The organism is Streptomyces lunalinharesii (assembly GCF_039532155.1).
Classification (GTDB): Bacteria; Actinomycetota; Actinomycetes; order Streptomycetales; family Streptomycetaceae; genus Streptomyces; species Streptomyces lunalinharesii.
The window spans coordinates 20,446-36,360 of the sequence record NZ_BAAARK010000033.1; the positions used below are offsets into that span (position 1 = coordinate 20,446).

General features: G+C 73.8%; 14 protein-coding genes and 3 tRNA genes. 10 read left to right on the forward strand and 7 right to left on the reverse strand.

The genetic code is table 11. The features are described from left to right. Positions 1-198 precede the first annotated feature (198 nt). Positions 199-2,166: a hypothetical protein gene (locus ABD385_RS32760; RefSeq protein ID WP_344582840.1), complete on the forward strand. Its 1,968-nt coding sequence runs from the start codon at positions 199-201 to the stop codon at positions 2,164-2,166. 180 nt (positions 2,167-2,346) lie between these two features. Then, positions 2,347-3,828: a N,N-dimethylformamidase beta subunit family domain-containing protein gene (locus ABD385_RS32765; protein WP_344582842.1), complete on the forward strand. Its 1,482-nt coding sequence runs from the start codon at positions 2,347-2,349 to the stop codon at positions 3,826-3,828. 65 nt (positions 3,829-3,893) lie between these two features. Here ABD385_RS32765 and ABD385_RS32770 read toward each other — a convergent pair whose 3' ends face one another. Continuing rightward, on the reverse strand, positions 3,894-4,802 hold the full coding sequence (locus tag ABD385_RS32770; RefSeq protein WP_344582844.1) for a LysR family transcriptional regulator: 909 nt from the start codon (positions 4,800-4,802) through the stop codon (positions 3,894-3,896). 101 nt (positions 4,803-4,903) lie between these two features. Between ABD385_RS32770 and ABD385_RS32775 the strand changes: the two genes are divergently transcribed. Next, the gene (locus ABD385_RS32775) at positions 4,904-6,142 is read left to right on the forward strand and encodes an MFS transporter (RefSeq protein WP_344582846.1); all 1,239 of its coding nucleotides are present in this window, start codon (positions 4,904-4,906) and stop codon (positions 6,140-6,142) included. Between the two features lie 109 nt (positions 6,143-6,251). Further along, positions 6,252-7,151 (forward strand): phosphoribosylaminoimidazolesuccinocarboxamide synthase, encoded by a 900-nt coding sequence (locus ABD385_RS32780; protein WP_344582848.1) that lies wholly within the window; start codon positions 6,252-6,254, stop codon positions 7,149-7,151. Positions 7,152-7,208: 57 nt separating this feature from the next. Here ABD385_RS32780 and ABD385_RS32785 read toward each other — a convergent pair. The 4 genes from ABD385_RS32785 to ABD385_RS32800 all read right to left on the reverse strand — a co-directional run bounded on the left by ABD385_RS32785 (position 7,209) and on the right by ABD385_RS32800 (position 8,402). Next, a tRNA-Gly gene (locus ABD385_RS32785) sits at positions 7,209-7,281 on the reverse strand. A gap of 462 nt (positions 7,282-7,743) precedes the next feature. Next, positions 7,744-7,816: transfer RNA gene (locus tag ABD385_RS32790), tRNA-Gly, on the reverse strand. Between the two features lie 74 nt (positions 7,817-7,890). Beyond that, positions 7,891-7,962, reverse strand: a tRNA-Gly gene (locus tag ABD385_RS32795). Positions 7,963-8,081: 119 nt separating this feature from the next. Then, complete coding sequence (locus ABD385_RS32800; RefSeq protein WP_344582850.1) at positions 8,082-8,402, reverse strand: histone-like nucleoid-structuring protein Lsr2; 321 nt, start codon at positions 8,400-8,402, stop codon at positions 8,082-8,084. Between the two features lie 299 nt (positions 8,403-8,701). On the opposite strand from ABD385_RS32800, the gene purS reads away from it, so the two are divergent. The 6 genes from purS to ABD385_RS32830 all read left to right on the forward strand — a co-directional run bounded on the left by purS (position 8,702) and on the right by ABD385_RS32830 (position 13,813). Further along, positions 8,702-8,965 carry a phosphoribosylformylglycinamidine synthase subunit PurS gene (gene purS / locus ABD385_RS32805; RefSeq protein ID WP_016573038.1) on the forward strand — a complete coding sequence of 88 codons (264 nt, stop codon included), beginning with the start codon at positions 8,702-8,704 and terminating at the stop codon, positions 8,963-8,965. Beyond that, positions 8,962-9,666, forward strand: coding sequence for a phosphoribosylformylglycinamidine synthase subunit PurQ (gene purQ / locus ABD385_RS32810; RefSeq protein ID WP_344582853.1), 705 nt, complete (start codon positions 8,962-8,964; stop codon positions 9,664-9,666). The genes purS and purQ overlap by 4 nt, the downstream gene beginning before the upstream one ends. Beyond that, on the forward strand, positions 9,663-11,912 hold the full coding sequence (gene purL / locus ABD385_RS32815; protein WP_344582855.1) for a phosphoribosylformylglycinamidine synthase subunit PurL: 2,250 nt from the start codon (positions 9,663-9,665) through the stop codon (positions 11,910-11,912). The genes purQ and purL overlap by 4 nt, the downstream gene beginning before the upstream one ends. A gap of 190 nt (positions 11,913-12,102) precedes the next feature. Next, positions 12,103-12,642, forward strand: a complete 540-nt coding sequence (locus tag ABD385_RS32820) for an ArsR/SmtB family transcription factor (protein ID WP_344582857.1) — start codon at positions 12,103-12,105, stop codon at positions 12,640-12,642. A gap of 26 nt (positions 12,643-12,668) precedes the next feature. After that, positions 12,669-12,872 carry a hypothetical protein gene (locus tag ABD385_RS32825; RefSeq protein WP_344582859.1) on the forward strand — a complete coding sequence of 68 codons (204 nt, stop codon included), beginning with the start codon at positions 12,669-12,671 and terminating at the stop codon, positions 12,870-12,872. A 143-nt stretch (positions 12,873-13,015) separates the two neighbouring features. After that, on the forward strand, positions 13,016-13,813 hold the full coding sequence (locus ABD385_RS32830) for a maleylpyruvate isomerase family mycothiol-dependent enzyme (protein ID WP_344582861.1): 798 nt from the start codon (positions 13,016-13,018) through the stop codon (positions 13,811-13,813). A gap of 73 nt (positions 13,814-13,886) precedes the next feature. Here the strand turns inward: ABD385_RS32830 and ABD385_RS32835 are convergent, their stop codons facing one another. Together ABD385_RS32835 and ABD385_RS41430 are read right to left on the reverse strand one after the other, a co-directional pair. Then, positions 13,887-15,431 (reverse strand): sulfatase family protein, encoded by a 1,545-nt coding sequence (locus ABD385_RS32835; RefSeq protein ID WP_344582863.1) that lies wholly within the window; start codon positions 15,429-15,431, stop codon positions 13,887-13,889. Positions 15,432-15,681: 250 nt separating this feature from the next. After that, a complete protein-coding gene (locus tag ABD385_RS41430; protein ID WP_425585530.1) occupies positions 15,682-15,891 on the reverse strand; it encodes a putative leader peptide in 210 nt (69 codons plus the stop codon). Positions 15,892-15,915: the final 24 nt, after the last annotated feature.

Sequence of the window (15,915 nt, forward strand, 5' to 3'; positions counted from 1 at the left end):
TCGGGTGACCACGCCGGCATCCTGCTGACGAACCCCGCACCCCCAACTAAGGTGCGGCGCAAGCGTCCTGCGGTCGCGGTGCCGGATTCCGGCACCGGCGTTCCAGCGGCGTCCGGCAACTGGCCCACCGACATTGCGATGTCAGTGGCCGGTGCCACAGTGGTGGGGAGTGGGCTCGCTCGCTCGCCCGCACACCGCATGACCTTCGTCCGTCCGTCCCGCGTTCTCTTCCGTCCCGCACCAGCAGGACCGCAGGGGGTGTACAGGCTCGTGGCAAGTCCGGAAACAGGCGTCCTGGTGGCGCGTGGCCGCGCCCTCGCGGTGCTCCGCGTCCGCGGTGCGGCGCTGGCGCTCGCCCTGCTGCCGGCCGCGGTCGCCGTGGTCCTCCTGGTGGGCGGCGCCACCGGCCGGCTCGGCACCGAGGGCGGCTGGGCCGTCGCCCGGTGGGTGGTCGGCTCGCTCACCGTGCTGAGCCTGCTGCTGGCGGCGCTGGTCTCGGTGGTCGTCGCCCGCGCCCGGCCCGCGCTCAGCCCCTCCGTGCCGGTCGCCGAGGAGGCCGCCCCGGACCTCTACCGCCTGGTCCGCGACCTCGCCGACCGCCTCGACGTGCCGGCCCCCTCCGCGATAGCCCTCACCCCGGACTGCGACAGCTGGTTGGAGGACCGCACGCACCGCGCCCACGGCCCGCCGCGCCCCGCTCGACGGGCCGGCCGCCGGGCACCGGAGGCCCCGGTCCTGGTCATCGGTTCGCCGTTCCTGTGGTGGATGCGGGTCGCCGAACTGCGCGCCCTGCTGGCGCCCGTCGTCGCCGGCACCGGCCCGTCGGCGCATCCCGACATAGCCGCCGCCCGCCGCTTCATCCGGGGGCTGGACGCGGCCGCCGGGGTCGCCGCCCGCGCCCGGGGCCCGCTGCGCGCCCTCCCGCTGCGCTTCGTCGGCCGGGTCGCCCGACTGCTGCTGCGCGCCGTCGGCGACCACGTCGTGCTGATGGAGCGCGGGGTCGCGGCCGCCGCCTCCGAGCGCGCCCAGAGCGTCGACTACGGCCTGCGGATCGTCGCCCAGGAACAGGTCGGCCTGGCCTACGCCGGCTGGGACCGACTGCTGACCAGGGTCGCGCTGCCCGCCTGGCGGATGGGCCGCTGGCCCTCCCGGCTGGACGCCGGCGTGGTCTCCGCGCTCACCGAACTCTCGCGGCGCGACCGGCTCGCCGAGGGCTTCGCCTCCCGTTTGGGCGAGCGTCCCGCCTGCGACCTCCTGGAGGAGCCAGGCACCATCGACCGCGCCGCCTCCCTGCTGGCCGCCCGCCTCTTCCACGGCGGTCCGGCCGAGCCCGGCCCCGGCTGGTCGCCGGTCGCCTGGCAGCAGTACCCCGAGGAGATCGTCGACCGGAAGTGGCGGCTGGAGGCCGCTCGCCTCCACCGGGTCCTCGACGCACTGCCGGCGGCCGGTACGGCCGACCCCGACCGGGCGGCCGCGGACCGCACCCCCGCGGATGCGCCCGCCACCGCCACCGCACCGCCCCTGACCTACGCCGGCGCCCGCGCCCGTACGTCCGCGGCCCCGCACGCCGAGGGGCTGCCCCGGACCCTCGACCCCGCCGCCCCCCTCGGTTCGAGCCGGGCGGACGCCCCCGCACCGGCCGGCACCACCGGCGCGGGCGAGCCGTCGGGCGCCGCGGAGGCCGCCGCTGCCCCCGCGCCGCCCCCCGGCCCGACCCTGGCCCGGGTCATCGACCGGCTGGCCCGCGACCCCGACTCCGGCGACCTGGTCGCCGCCCGGCTCGGCGCCGAGGTCGCCCGGGAGGAGCGCGAGGAGGCCGCCCGCCAGGCCACCCGCTCCGGGCGGGACGGCACCGCCGACCCCGACCGGGGCGACGACCCGGCCGACGGCGGCCTCCCGCTCTTCCCCCTGCAACCGCCCCGCACCGCCCGCGAACTCCTCGCCGACCACGTCACCGCCATGGTCTGCTGCGCCGCCGTGGACACCGCCGGAGCCGCCCCCGGCCTGGACTGGCTCGACGGCCCGGCGCTCCTCGTGGACGGCGCCCGCCGCGCCGACCTGGGCCGCCCGGTCCTCAGCCTGGTCGACGACGGCGACGCCGAACCGCTGCGCGGCTGGCTGCACGGGATCGGGGTGCGCCCGGAGAAGCCGGTCCGGCTGGCGTGAGCCCCGGCGTGCGGGGCGCCCGCCGGGCCGGCTGAATGTTCCCTTCCAGTTCGCGCTTCGGGCCAAGGGCACCTAAATTCACGACGAAGGGTGACGAAGTGAGTGCGTAATGTGATGTGCTGGGGGGTGGGTAAGGCCCGGTCGGCCGCGACCACGGGGGACGCGGGAGGGGAGTGGAAGGTGGCGACGGAACAGATCAGGCGCTGGGAATCGGGCGCCCTCGCCCACGCGGTCACGGACCCGTTCGGACAGGGCCCGTTGCCCTGGCTGCGCGGCAGCGAGACCTACTTCGACTCCGGCCGGATCATTCCCTGGTACGTCGACCCCGCCGTCGCCCACGGCGACCTGCGACTGCCCGCGCCCCGAAAACACAACGGCCCCCGCACCGCCGACGACATCCACCGCCAGATCAAGGGCTTCGCCGTCCCCGGCGCGGTGGCCCCCGGCGAGGCCATCGACTTCCGGGTCTCGGTCGATCCGCCGCAGCCGTTCAGCATCGACGTCTACCGCATCGGCCACTACTCCGGCGCCGGCGCCGCCAAGATCACCACCAGTCCCCGGCTCGCCGGCATCGTCCAGCCGGCGCCCCTGCTCGTCGGGCGCACCGTCTCCTGCCACCACTGGTGGCTGTCCTGGCGCCTCCAGGTCCCCACCTACTGGCAGCTCGGCGCCTACGTCGCCGTCCTGACCACCGCCGACGGCCGCTACCGCTCGCACATCCCGTTCACGGTCCGCGACGACCAGCCCGCCGACCTCCTGCTGCTGCTCCCCGACGTCACCTGGCAGGCGTACAACCTCTACCCCGAGGACGGCCGCACCGGCGCCAGCCTCTACCACGCCTGGGACGACGAGGGCGCCCTCCTCGGCGAGCGGGACGCCGCCACCACCGTGTCCTTCGACCGCCCCTACGCCGGCGCCGGCCTGCCCCTGCACGTCGGCCACGCCTACGACTTCATCCGCTGGGCCGAGCGCTACGGCTACGACCTCGCCTACGCCGACGCCCGCGACCTGCACGCCGGCCGGGTCGACGCCACCCGCTACCGCGGCCTGGTCTTCCCCGGCCACGACGAGTACTGGTCGGTGCCCATGCGGCGTACCGTCGAGGCCGCCCGGGACAGCGGCACCTCGCTGGTCTTCCTCTCCGCCAACACCATGTACTGGCAGGTGGAGCTCTCACCGTCACCGGCCGGCCCCGACTCCCTGCTCAACTGCCGCAAGCGCCAGGGCCCCGGCCGCCCCGCCCTCTGGCGCGAACTCGGCAATCCGGAGCAGCGGTTGATGGGCATCCAGTACGCCGGCCGGGTCCCCGAGCCCGCCCCCCTGGTCGTGCGCAACGCCGACCACTGGCTGTGGGAGGCCACTGGCGCCCACGAGGGCGACGAACTCCCCGGCCTGGTCGCCGGCGAGGCCGACCGCTACTTCCCGCGCACCAGCCTGCCCGCGCACACCCGCCGCATCCTGCTCTCCCACTCCCCCTACCGCGACGGCGAGGGCGTCCGTCGCCACCAGGAGACCTCGCTGTACCGCGCCCCCAGCGGCGCACTGGTCTTCTCCTCCGGCACCTTCGCCTGGTCGCCCGCCCTCGACCGCCCCGGCCACGTCGACCAGCGCGTCCAGCGCGCCACGGCCAACCTCCTCGACCGCATCTGCAAGCGCGACTGAGCCCGCGCCGCACCCGGGCCGGCCGGCGGCGCTCCCCGCACGGGCACGGCACCGCGCCGCACGCACTACCGCGCCGCGTACTGCCCCAACTCCCGTGCCAGCGCCACCGTCAGCGCCCGGAAGATCCGCACCTCGGGATTCGGGTCCCCGGCCCGCGTCGCCAACACGCTCTGCGCGCTCGGCGCGTCCAGCACCGGCACGAACACCGTCCCCGGCCACGGGTAGTACCGGGCGAAGGACTTCAGCCCCGACCCGGCACCGCGCCCCGCCGCCACGCTCGTCAGCACGTCGTGCGGGTTCAGCGCGCAGTCCGGCGCCCGCCGCTCGCCTTCCTGGAAGTAGAGGTAGTCGACGAACGGCCGCGGGGTCCGCGCCGGCAGCCGCAGGAACGGCAGGTCGAGGACGTCCGCGACCCGCACTCCCTCCCGCGCCGCGTCGGCCAGCGGCGAGCGCGCGGAGACCGCCACGATCCGCTGCTCGGTCGTCAGGACGTCCACCTCGATGCCCTCGGCCCGCACCAGGGGCCGGACGAACGCCACGTCCACCCGGTCCTCGCGCAGCGCGCTGCAGTGCTCGGTGAAGTCCAGCTGGACCAGCGACACCGGCACGTCCGGCCGCGCCCGCCGGAACGCGTTCACCGCGGCCGGCGTCACCTCCGCCGACCCGTGGCCCATCACCCCGACCCGCAGCCCGCGCCCCGGCGACGGCCGGCCCTGGACGGCCTCGGACACGTCCTCCACGGCGGCGTTCGCGGCGGCCAGCAGGGTCCGGGCGTGCGACACCAGCCGCTGGCCGGCGACGGTCGGCAGCACCGGGCCCCGTCCGCGGTCCAACAGCCGCGTCCCGAACTCCCGCTCCAGCTGTTGCACGTGCTGGGTGACGGCGGCCGGCGACAGGAACAGCCGGGCCGCCGCCCGCCCGAAGTGCTGCTCCTCGACCACCGCCAGGAACGAAGACAGTCGGCGCAGATCCATGTCCGCCACGATAGGCCGGGGCCGAAGCCGGTGGCCCGCACCGTTCACGTTTCCTGAACGGAGGCGGCGCGCCCGCCCGCCCGCGCCGTACAACGTCCCTCATGCCCCTGTCACACGCCCCGGCGCCCCCGGTCGGCGCCGCCACCACCGCCCCCGCGCCCCCCGCGCCCCGCCACTGGCTCCGCGCCGGCTGGCTGATGACCGCCTCCGGGTGGAGCGCCAACCAGTACTCCTCCCTCCTCGGCGCCTACCGCGCCCACCTCGGTCTGACCGCCGCCACCACCACCGCCCTGTTCGCCGTCTACGTCGTCGGGCTGATCCCCGGCCTCCTGATCGGCGGCCCGCTCGCCGACCGCCACGGCCGCCGCCGGGTCGCCCTCATCGCCCTGGGCGTCTCGGCCCTGGCCACCTGCCTGCTGATGGCCGGCCCGGCCGCCCCGGCGCTGCTGTGGCCGGGCCGCTTCCTCACCGGCGTCGGCGCGGGCACCCTGCTCACCGCCGGCAGCGTCTGGATCAAGGAACTCTCCACCCCGCCGTACGGCACCGCGCCCAGCCCCGGTGCCGCCGCCCGCCGCTCCGGCCTCTTCCTCTCCGCGGGCTTCGCCACCGGCGGCCTGGCCGCCTCCCTGATAGCGCAGTGGGCCCCGCACCCGATGGTGCTGGCCTACGCGCCGCACCTGGTCCTGGCCGCGGTCGCCGCCCTGAGCGCGGTCCGCGCCCCCGAGACGGCCCCGGCCCAGACCCCGGACGCCAACGCCCCCGAAGCGGTGCCCGCCCACCGCACGCCGTTCCGCCGCCTCGTCGTCCCGGTGGCCCCCTGGGTGTTCGCCGCCCCCTCGATCGCCTTCGCGGTCCTCCCCGGCCTCGTCGACACCGGCCTGCACGGCTGGCAGACCGTCTACGCGGGCGTCATCACCGCCGTCACCCCCGGCGCCGGCCTCCTCGTCGCCCCGCTCGCCCGCCGGCTGAGCGCCCGGCACCGCCTCGCCACCGCCGCCACCGGCCTGTTTGTCACCGCCGCCGGCCTGGTGACCGGAGCCCTCGCGGTGGCCCACGCCCAACCCGCGGTGGCCCTGTGCGCCGCGGCCCTGCTCGGCGCCGGCTACGGCCTCTGCGTGGCCTACGGCCTGACCGAGGTCGCCGCGCTGGCGCCCCCGCACCACCTGGCCCGCCTCACCGCCCGCTTCTGGGCCGTGTGCTACCTGGGCTTCTGCACCCCGTACGTGGTCACCCTGCTCGGCGGCGCCTTCGCCCCGCCGACGATCCTCGTGGGCATCGCCGCGGCGGCCCTGCTCACCCTCGCCGCCGTCCTCCGCCTCGGAGCCCGTTCCTCCGCTTGACCTCACCGGAGGACCGGCCGCCGCCCCCGACGCCGACCCTGCGGCGGAGCCCCCACCCGCCGTACGGGAGAATCGCTCCGACTCCTGGATCAACCTACGCGGAGGCAGCATGTCCGGATTCGTAGAAAAGCCTGAGCCCGTGCAGGTCCCGGGTCTCACCCACCTGCACACCGGCAAGGTGCGCGACCTCTACCAGAACGCCGACGGCAACCTGGTCATGGTCGCCAGCGACCGCCTGTCCGCCTACGACTGGGTGCTCCCCACCGAGATCCCCGACAAGGGCCGGGTCCTGACCCAGCTGTCCCTGTGGTGGTTCGACCAGCTCTCGGACCTGGTCCCGCACCACGTGCTGTCCACCGAGGTCCCCGAGGGCGCCCCCGCCGACTGGGCCGGCCGCACCCTGATCTGCCACTCCCTGGCCATGGTCCCGGTGGAGTGCGTCGCCCGCGGCTACCTGGCCGGCTCCGGCCTCGCCGAGTACCGGGAGTCCCGCACGGTCTGCGGACTGGCGCTGCCCGAGGGTCTGACCGACGGCTCCGAGCTCCCCGCCCCGATCTTCACCCCGGCCACCAAGGCCGCCGTCGGCGACCACGACGAGAACGTCTCCTACGAGGAGACCGCCCGCCAGGTCGGCGCCGAAACCGCCGCCCAACTTCGCCAGCTGACCCTCGCGGTCTACGGCCGGGCGCGCGACGTCGCCCGCGAACGCGGCCTGATCCTCGCCGACACCAAGTTCGAGTTCGGCTTCCACCAGGAGCGCCTCACCCTCGCCGACGAGGTCCTCACCCCCGACTCCTCGCGCTTCTGGCCCGCCGACCAGTGGCAGCCGGGCCGCCCCCAACCCTCCTTCGACAAGCAGTTCGTCCGCGACTGGCTGACCTCGCCCGCCGCGGCCTGGGACCGCACCGGCGAAGCGCCCCCGCCGGCCCTCCCGCAGGAGATCGTCGACCGCACCCGCGCCAAGTACCTGGAGGCGTACGAGCGCCTCACCGGCCGCCCCTGGGCCTGACGCCCGCGCCGGACAACGACGAAGGCCCCGGTCGTGATGACCGGGGCCTTCTCCCTGAGCGGACGACGAGGCTCGAACTCGCGACCTCAACCTTGGCAAGGTTGCGCTCTACCAACTGAGCTACGTCCGCATGCTCCGTGCTCCGGCGCCTGTTTTGGTCGCCGCTGCGCGGTGCGAGCCCCACTATAGCCAACTTCCCGGCCGCCGACCCACGCCCGTGCGCACCGGCCCGGCCACCGGGCGCCGCGCCCGCGACCACCCGTCGCACCGCCGCACCCGTACCCCGTACACGGCCCCCGCCGTCCCCGGCCTAACTCCCTCCCGGTGCCGCGCCCTTCGCACCGCCCCCCGCCGCCCTTCCCGGCGCCCGCCATTCCTCGACCCGGGCCCCGACGGTGTGTCCACCGCCACAATCCCCCGCGGCTCCCGCCCCGTCCCGTTCGCCCGTCCCACGGGCTCCGGGTCCGCGCTTTCCCGGCGGAAAGTCCCGCTGCGCATCCGCGAACGTCCGAGGGTGCCGGCCTCGGCCTCGGCGTTTTCGCTCCGGAAAACGACAAAGACCCCGATCGCTACGATCGGGGTCTTTTCTCTGAGCGGACGACGAGGCTCGAACTCGCGACCTCAACCTTGGCAAGGTTGCGCTCTACCAACTGAGCTACGTCCGCAGGCATCCACTCGGCTTTCACCCAGTGGCGCGACAGCTACTCTACCTGATCCTTTGGACCGGTCGAACTGTCAGAGCGGGTGACAGGGATTGCACACTGCGCCTCCCCCTTGGAAAGGGGGCGCTCTACTACTGAGCTACACCCGCGTGACTCCTCGGGGACCGGCCTTTCGGCCTCGCCCCTCGGCGTGCTCCAGACTCTAGCTGATCAGTAGGGGTGCTGTGCAAGTCGGCGGTGTGCGGACCCGCGGACGCCGGCAAGTCGGTTAGTGGTTGGCGGCGTTGAAGGCTTCGTAGACCTTCTTGGGGATCCGGCCGCGCGGCGGGACGTCCATCTGGTGGGAGCGGGCCCAGGCACGCACCGCCGCCGGGTCGGGGGTCACCGCGGTGCGGTGGAAGGCCTTGCCGGACCTGGCCCGCTTGCGGCCGGCCTCCACGAACGGGGCGAGGGCGCCGCGCAGTTTCTTCGCATTGGCGGGATTGAGGTCGATCTCGTACGACTTCCCGTCCAAACCGAAGATGACCGTCTCTGCGGCTTCTCCTCCGTCGATGTCATCGGAGAGCGTTACTACTACGCGCTGCGCCACGGATATCGGTCCTTTCGTGGAGCAACCCCTTGTTGACGTGGGGTGATGCTCCGGATCCGGCTGATTGGGATCAATGCTTTTTCATTTGTACAGCGATGGGCATTGCATTGTGAAGCCCATTTAATTTCGTCAGCGTGTCTTGCCGCAATCTGGCCCCCCGTTCTTTTCGGAGATTTTTCCTGCGGGCACTCCCGCCGATACCGGCTCGTGATCGGGGGTACTGCATATCTATGCGCGTAGATTTTCGAACACGGTACTGTGAGGACACCGCCTTACGCACCACACCACCGGGAGTGCCAGTGGCACGCGTCGTAGTCGACGTCATGCTCAAGCCGGAGATCCTCGACCCGCAGGGCCAGGCGGTGCAGCGCGCACTGCCACGCCTGGGTTTCGAGGGGATCGCCGACGTTCGTCAGGGCAAGCGTTTCGAACTTGAGGTGGAGGGTCCGGTCGACGACGCCGCCCTCGCCCGCATCCATGAGATGGCCGAGACCTTCCTCGCCAACACCGTCATCGAGGACTTCACCGTGCGGGTCGACGAAGCCGTGCGAGCCGAGTCATGACGGCTCGCGTCGGAGTCGTCACCTTCCCCGGCACGCTCGACGACCGGGACACCCAGCGCGCGGTCCGGGCGGCCGGCGCCGAGGCGGTGCCGCTGTGGCACCGCGACAAGGACCTCCACCAGGTCGACGCCGTGGTCCTGCCCGGCGGCTTCTCGTACGGGGACTACCTGCGGGCCGGCGCGATCTCGCGGTTCTCGCCGGTGATGGAGACCGTGATCGAACAGGCCCGGGCCGGCATGCCGGTGCTGGGCATCTGCAACGGCTTCCAGGTCCTCACCGAGACCCACCTGCTGCCCGGCGCGATGCTGCGCAACAACCACCTGCATTTCATCTGCCGCGACCAGAAGCTGCGGGTGGAGAACGCCACCACCTCCTGGACCACCGACTACGCGCCGGGCCAGGAGATCAGCATTCCGCTGAAGAACATCGACGGTCGCTATGTCGCCGACGAGCGGACGCTGGACATGCTGGAGGCCGAGGGCCGGGTGGCGTTCCGCTACGTCACCGACGGCCCGTCCGCCGACGGTTACGGAAACCCCAACGGTTCGCTCCGCGACATCGCCGGCATCACCAATGAGGCGGGCAACGTCGTCGGCCTGATGCCGCACCCCGAGCACGCCGTCGAGCCACTGATCGGCACCGGCCGCACCGACGGCCTCGGGTTCTTCACCTCGATCCTGAAGAAGCTGGTCACCGCATGAGCCTCGACACCGTCAAGCACGCCGCCGGGACGCCGGACGCGGGCCAGCCCTGGGCCGAACTCGGCCTCAAGGAGGACGAGTACGCGCGGATCCGGGAGATCCTCGGTCGGCGCCCGACCGGCGCCGAGCTCGCGATGTACTCGGTGATGTGGTCCGAGCACTGCTCCTACAAGAGCAGCAAGGTCCACCTCAAGCAGTTCGGTGAGAAGGCCCCCGAGAACGACGCGCTGCTCGTCGGCATCGGGGAGAACGCCGGCGTCGTGGACGTCGGCCAGGGCTACGCGGTCACCTTCAAGGTCGAGTCGCACAACCACCCCTCGTACATCGAGCCCTACCAGGGCGCGGCCACCGGTGTCGGCGGCATCGTCCGCGACATCCTCGCCATGGGTGCCCGCCCGGTCGCGGTGATGGACCCGCTGCGGTTCGGCGCCGCCGACCACCCCGACACCAAGCGCGTGCTCCCCGGCGTCGTCGCCGGCATCGGCGGCTACGGCAACTGCCTGGGCCTGCCCAACATCGGCGGCGAGGTCGTCTTCGACCCCTGCTACCAGGGCAATCCGCTGGTCAACGCCCTCTGCGTGGGCGTGATGAAGCACGAGGACATCCACCTCGCCAAGGCGTCCGGTGCCGGCAACAAGGTCATCCTGTACGGCGCCCGCACCGGTGGTGACGGCATCGGCGGCGTGTCCGTGCTGGCCTCCGAGACGTTCGACGACAGCAAGCCCACCAAGCGGCCCGCCGTCCAGGTCGGCGACCCGTTCCAGGAGAAGCTCCTCATCGAGTGCACCCTGGAGATCTTCCGGGAGAAGCTGGTCGCCGGCATCCAGGACCTCGGCGGCGCCGGGCTGTCCTGCGCCACCAGCGAGCTGGCCAGCGCCGGTTCCGGCGGCATGCGGGTCGAGCTGGACACCGTTCCGCTGCGCGACTCCTCGCTCTCGCCCGAGGAGATCCTCATGAGCGAGTCGCAGGAGCGGATGTGCGCGATCGTCGAGCCGGGCAAGGTCGACCGCTTCCTGGAGATCTGCGAGAAGTGGGACGTCATCGCCACGGTCATCGGTGAGGTGACGGAGGGCTCGCGGCTGGAGATCTTCTGGCACGGCGAGCAGATCGTGGACGTCCCGCCGCGCTCGGTCGCCCACGAGGGTCCGACCTACCACCGGCCGTACGCCCGCCCGGACTGGCAGGACGCCCTCCAGGCCGACGACGCCGCCAAGCTGCCCCGCCCGGCCGACGCCGCGGAACTCCGCGCGCAGGTGCTCCAGTTGGTCGGCTCGCCCAACCAGGCGTCCAAGGCGTGGATCACCGACCAGTACGACCGCTTCGTCCAGGGCAACACCGTGCTGGCGCAGCCCGAGGACTCCGGCATGGTCCGGATCGACGAGGACACCAACCTCGGGGTCGCGGTCGCCACCGACGGCAACGGCCGGTACGCCAAGCTCGACCCGTACGCGGGCGCGCAGCTGGCGCTGGCGGAGGCGTACCGCAACGTCGCCGCCACCGGCGCCCGCCCGTTGGCGATCTCCGACTGCCTGAACTTCGGCTCGCCCGAGGACCCGGCGGTGATGTGGCAGTTCGCCGAGGCCACCCGTGGTCTCGCGGACGGCTGCCAGACGCTGGGCACGCCGGTCACCGGCGGCAACGTCTCGCTGTACAACCAGACCGGTGACGTCGCGATCCACCCGACCCCGGTGGTCGCGGTGCTCGGCGTCATCGACGACGTGACCCGCCGCACCCCGGTCGGCTTCGCGGAGGAGGGGCAGCTGCTCTACCTCCTCGGTGACACCCGCGAGGAACTGGGCGGTTCGGCCTGGTCGCAGGTGGTCCACGACCACCTCGGCGGGCTGCCGCCGCAGGTGGACCTGGAGCGCGAGCGGCTGCTCGCGGAGATCCTGATCTCCGCCTCCCGCGACGGCATGGTCGACGCGGCGCACGACCTCTCCGACGGCGGCCTGGTCCAGGCGCTGGTGGAGTCGTGCCTGCACGGCGGCAAGGGCGCCCGGGTGGTCGTCCCGGACGGCCTCGACCCGTTCGTCTTCCTGTTCTCGGAGTCGGCGGGGCGGGCGGTCGTCGCGGTTCCGCGCAGCGAGGAGCTCCGCTTCACCGACATGTGCGGTGCTCGGGGGCTGCCGGCCACCCGGATCGGTGTCGTCGACGGCGACGAGCTGGCGGTCCAGGGGCAGTTCGACATCCCGCTGGACGAGCTGCGGGCGGCCCACGAGGCCACCGTCCCGGGGCTGATCGCCTAGCAGCGCACCAACGGGACGGCTCGCGCACCCCGTTGCCCTTCGTGTCGGAACGGCCCGCCAGGAATGCCTGGCGGGCCGTTCCGTCGTTCCGTGGCGCGTGGCGCGTGGTGCGGCCGTTCGCCATGATGCCCTTGCTCGTAATTACGTAATTACGTAATTACGTAATTACGTAATTACGTAATCTCGTGGTGTGGATCTGGAACAGCGGGTGGCCGAGCTGGAACGCCGCCTGGCCGAGCTGGAGCGTGCGGTCGAGGAGACCGGTGCCGCCGCGGCGCCGCCCCCGGCCCGCCCGCCGGAGCAGCGCCACCCCGGCGAGGCGCTCTGGGCCCTGAACGGGCTGAAGGAGCAACTCGCCGGTCTGGGCGCCGTCAACGGCGGCGTGCTGTTCGCCGGCGCCGTTCGGACCCCGGCCGGGCTGCGCTACGAGTGGCAGTACGGGCTGCCCACCGACACCGTCATGGACGGTGACTGGTCGGCGGCCGCCGAGTCCTTCGCGGCGCTCGGCCAGCCCGTTCGGCTGCGGCTGCTGCGCGAGATCCTCGGCGGTCGCTGCACCGCCGCCGAACTCACCGGGCTCGACGGCACGGGCACGACCGGCCAGATCTACCACCACCTGCGGCAGTTGACCGCTGCCGGTTGGTTGCGCACGGCCGTCCGCGGCCGTTACGAGGTGCCGGTCGAGCGGGTCGTCCCGCTGCTGGTGATGTTGACTGCCGCCGGGCGCTGACGCCCGGTCGACCTAGGGGAGGTCCCTTGTCCGAGAACCGTTCGATGTGGTCCGCCGCAATAGCCCTCACCGCGCTGGGCGCCGCGCTGTTCGCGTTCGCCGTCCAGCTCCACCTGGCCGACGAGGAGACGTACGTGGACGGGCTCTCGTACTTCGCCGGGACGGCGTGGGGCCTGGCGCTGGCGGTGGGTGCGTTCGCGTGGCAGGGCCGCCGGCTCAGCAGCGACTGACCGCGACGGGCCGTCCGTGACGGGCTGTCCGTGACGGGCCGACGGCCGACGGCGGTGCGCGCGGGCCGGGTCGGGGCGCCGCCCGGTCCGGCCGGCGCCCGCGGCCCGGGCGGCTGTCAGTGGTGCCGCCTAGGCTTGCTCGCATGTCACCTGCCGCCCGCGCACCGCGTGCCCGCCGGTACGACCCGGCCAAGACCCGAGCCGCCGTCACGACCCAGTACGCCCACGTCCGACGGGTCGTCGGGGCCCTGACCCCAGAGCAGTTGGCGCTGCCGACCCGGCTCGGGGACTGGACGGTGCGGGAGCTGGCGGCGCACCTGTCCATGGCGGTCGGCAGCGTGGCGCGCGCCCTGCGACTGCCGGCCCCGCCCGAGGCGGAGGTCACCCTGCTGGCCTGGCCGTCCGCCACCGCGCAGTACGCCGCCGGCATCGACGAGTTCGTCCACGACCTCGCGGCCCGCAACGACCCGGCACAGCTGCTGGAGCGCACCGCCGAGGAGCTCGCCGAGGTGCTGCCGCCCGAGCCGGACGACCGGGTCATCGCGTGCCGCCCCGGCGCGATGCTGCTCGGCGACTACCTGGTCACCCGCTGCGTCGAACTCGTCGTGCACACCGACGACCTGGCCGTCGCCCTCGGTCAGGAGATCCCCTTCGACCGGCAGGCCCTGGCCACCGCCACCCGGCTGCTGGCCGACGGGCTGGCCGCCAAGGCCCCCGGCGGTTCGGTCGAGGTCCGGGTGCCGCCGTTCGCCGTGGTCCAGTGCGTCGAGGGCCCCCGGCACACCCGCGGCACCCCGCCCAACGTCGTCGAGACCGACCCGCTGACCTGGCTGCGGCTGGCCACCGGCCGGTGGGCGTGGGCCGAGGCGGTGGACGCGGCCGCGGTCAGCGCCAGCGGCGAACGGGCCGACCTCGGCGGCCTGCTGCCCGTCATGAGCTGAGCACGCGGCGGGCGCCGACCGGCGCGGGTGCGGGGCGTCGGCCCCGCCCCGGCCGGCCGTGCGCCCCGTGAGGTCACCGCTTCGGATAGGGCAGCAGCGTCCGGTCCACCGCCTCCCAGGACGTCCGCAGCCGCGCCAGCAGCTCCGGTTCGTGCCGCGCCCGGTCGGCCTGCTCGCGCGGATCGGCGGTGAGGTGGAAGAGCTGGTCCGCGCCGCCCGTGCCGCGGTAGTACTTCCAGTCGCCGCGGCGCAGCGCCCGTTCGCCGCGCACCCGCCAGAACAGGTCCCGCTCGGCCGGCCGTTCCCCGCGCAGCAGGTAGCCGGCCAGGCTCGTCCCGTCCAGGGGGTGGTCGCGGTCCGGCCGGGCGCCCGCGACCTCCAGGAGCGTGGCCGTCCAGTCCGGGGTGAACACCGGTTCGTGGCTGACCTGCCCGGGGTCGATCCGGGCCGGCCACCGCACGATCGTCGGCACCCGGATGCCGCCCTCCTTCAGCGACGCCTTGTTGCCGGAGAGCGGCCAGTTGTACGACCAGCGTTCCCCGCCGTTGTCGCTGGCGAAGAAGACGAGGGTGTCCTCCTCCTGGCCGGAGCGCCGCAGCGCGGCCAGCACCTCGCCGACCGAGCGGTCCAGGTCCTCGACCATCTCGCGGTACTTCTCCAGCGAACCGCCGTCCTCGTGGAACAGCGCGCTCCGGTCGCCCGCCCTGATCCGGCGGACGATCTCGGCGCTCTCCTCGGTGTCGCCGTCCGCGATCCACGGCCAGTGCGGCGTCGTGTAGTTGAGGTTCAGCAGCCAGGGCCCCTCCGAGCCCCGCCCGCCGGAGCGCTTCCCGGCCTCGGTGACGTGCTCCACCGCGCGCTCGGTGAGGATCCGGGTGTAGTAGCGCAGGTCCCGGTACTCCGCATCGCCCTCGTAGAGGTCGTACTCCCCGGCGAGCCCCAGCTTCGAGTAGTACTCCAGCGCCCCGCCGAAGTTCCCGAAGAACGTGTCCCAGCCGGACTTGGTGGGGCTGTAGTCCGGCAGGTAGCCGCAGTGCCACTTGCCGATCAGCGCCGTGGCGTAGCCGGCGTCCCGCAGCAGCGAGGCGAGCGTGGGGTGGTCGGGCGCCAGGCCCACGCCGCGGTCGGCGATCGGCTCGGCGAGCCCGCCGGCGGTGCGGCCCGGGTAGCGGCCGGTGTAGAGCGAGAAGCGGGTGGGCGAGCAGGTCGCCGACCCGGAGTACCCCTGGGTGAAGCGGACGCCCTGGCGGGCCAACCGGTCCAGGTGCGGCGTCCGGATGCCGGACGCCCCGTACGAGGAGAGGTCGGCCCAGCCCAGGTCGTCGCCGAGGATGAAGAGGATGTTGGGGCGCCGCGAGTGCCGTCCCGGGGCGGCCCGGAACGGCCGCTCCCGGGGCTGCTCCGGGGTGGCGGCAGCGGCGGCCGGTGCGCCCGCCAGGGCCCCCAGCCCGCCCACGGTGGCCGCGGCGCCGACGCCGGCGAGCCCGCCGAAGGCGCGTCGGGACAGGCCCGGAGCCGGGTGGGCAGGGACGTTGTGGGGCGGGGCCGCGTCGGCGGGGGAGCCGTGGGCGGCGGGCTCGTGGGCGGGGCGCTCGTGGACGGGGTCGACGGACGACATCGGTACGGGTCTCCAGAGAACTCGTGCGGGCCGGGGCGCCGCGCGTCGGCCCCCGGGGACGGCGGGAGACGGGCGGGCGAGCGGAACGTCGCGCATCTCACATCGACCAGACAGCGGGCATCGCGGACATCTCGCCGCGTACTGCGCGACGAGGGGCGCGGCGAAAACCTGGCGGTCGGTCGGGACGACATGCGAAAGTGCAGCTCAGAGGGGGCGGCGCGGCGTCAGGCGCGACGCGCGGCCACCGTTGTCACCCGCGGTGACAGATCGCGCTGGCCACGCGACCGAGGTCGACGTGGCGGCGGCGCACGAGGCGCGGCGCGCGGCGGGGCACCCGGTGACACGCCAGGCGTGCCAAGGGCTGCGGGGTCTGCATGGGCAGGAATCCTGGCCGGGTGGCCGTGGGCACGTCAAGCATGCTTAACGCCCCGTTCATGCACTCCTCCAGCTCGCGGGCCATCCCCGGTTCGGATGAATCCGCGAC

What these genes read in the sequence shown, in the direction of transcription:
- ABD385_RS32760 (WP_344582840.1), top strand. Translation starts at nt 199, where the DNA reads ATGACCTTCGTCCGTCCGTCCCGCGTTCTCTTCCGTCCCGCACCAGCA.
- ABD385_RS32770 (WP_344582844.1), bottom strand. Translation starts at nt 4,802, where the DNA reads ATGGATCTGCGCCGACTGTCTTCGTTCCTGGCGGTGGTCGAGGAGCAG.
- ABD385_RS32775 (WP_344582846.1), top strand. Translation starts at nt 4,904, where the DNA reads ATGCCCCTGTCACACGCCCCGGCGCCCCCGGTCGGCGCCGCCACCACC.
- ABD385_RS32780 (WP_344582848.1), top strand. Translation starts at nt 6,252, where the DNA reads ATGTCCGGATTCGTAGAAAAGCCTGAGCCCGTGCAGGTCCCGGGTCTC.
- purQ (WP_344582853.1), top strand. Translation starts at nt 8,962, where the DNA reads ATGACGGCTCGCGTCGGAGTCGTCACCTTCCCCGGCACGCTCGACGAC.
- purL (WP_344582855.1), top strand. Translation starts at nt 9,663, where the DNA reads ATGAGCCTCGACACCGTCAAGCACGCCGCCGGGACGCCGGACGCGGGC.
- ABD385_RS32830 (WP_344582861.1), top strand. Translation starts at nt 13,016, where the DNA reads ATGTCACCTGCCGCCCGCGCACCGCGTGCCCGCCGGTACGACCCGGCC.
- ABD385_RS32835 (WP_344582863.1), bottom strand. Translation starts at nt 15,431, where the DNA reads ATGTCGTCCGTCGACCCCGTCCACGAGCGCCCCGCCCACGAGCCCGCC.
- ABD385_RS41430 (WP_425585530.1), bottom strand. Translation starts at nt 15,891, where the DNA reads ATGGCCCGCGAGCTGGAGGAGTGCATGAACGGGGCGTTAAGCATGCTT.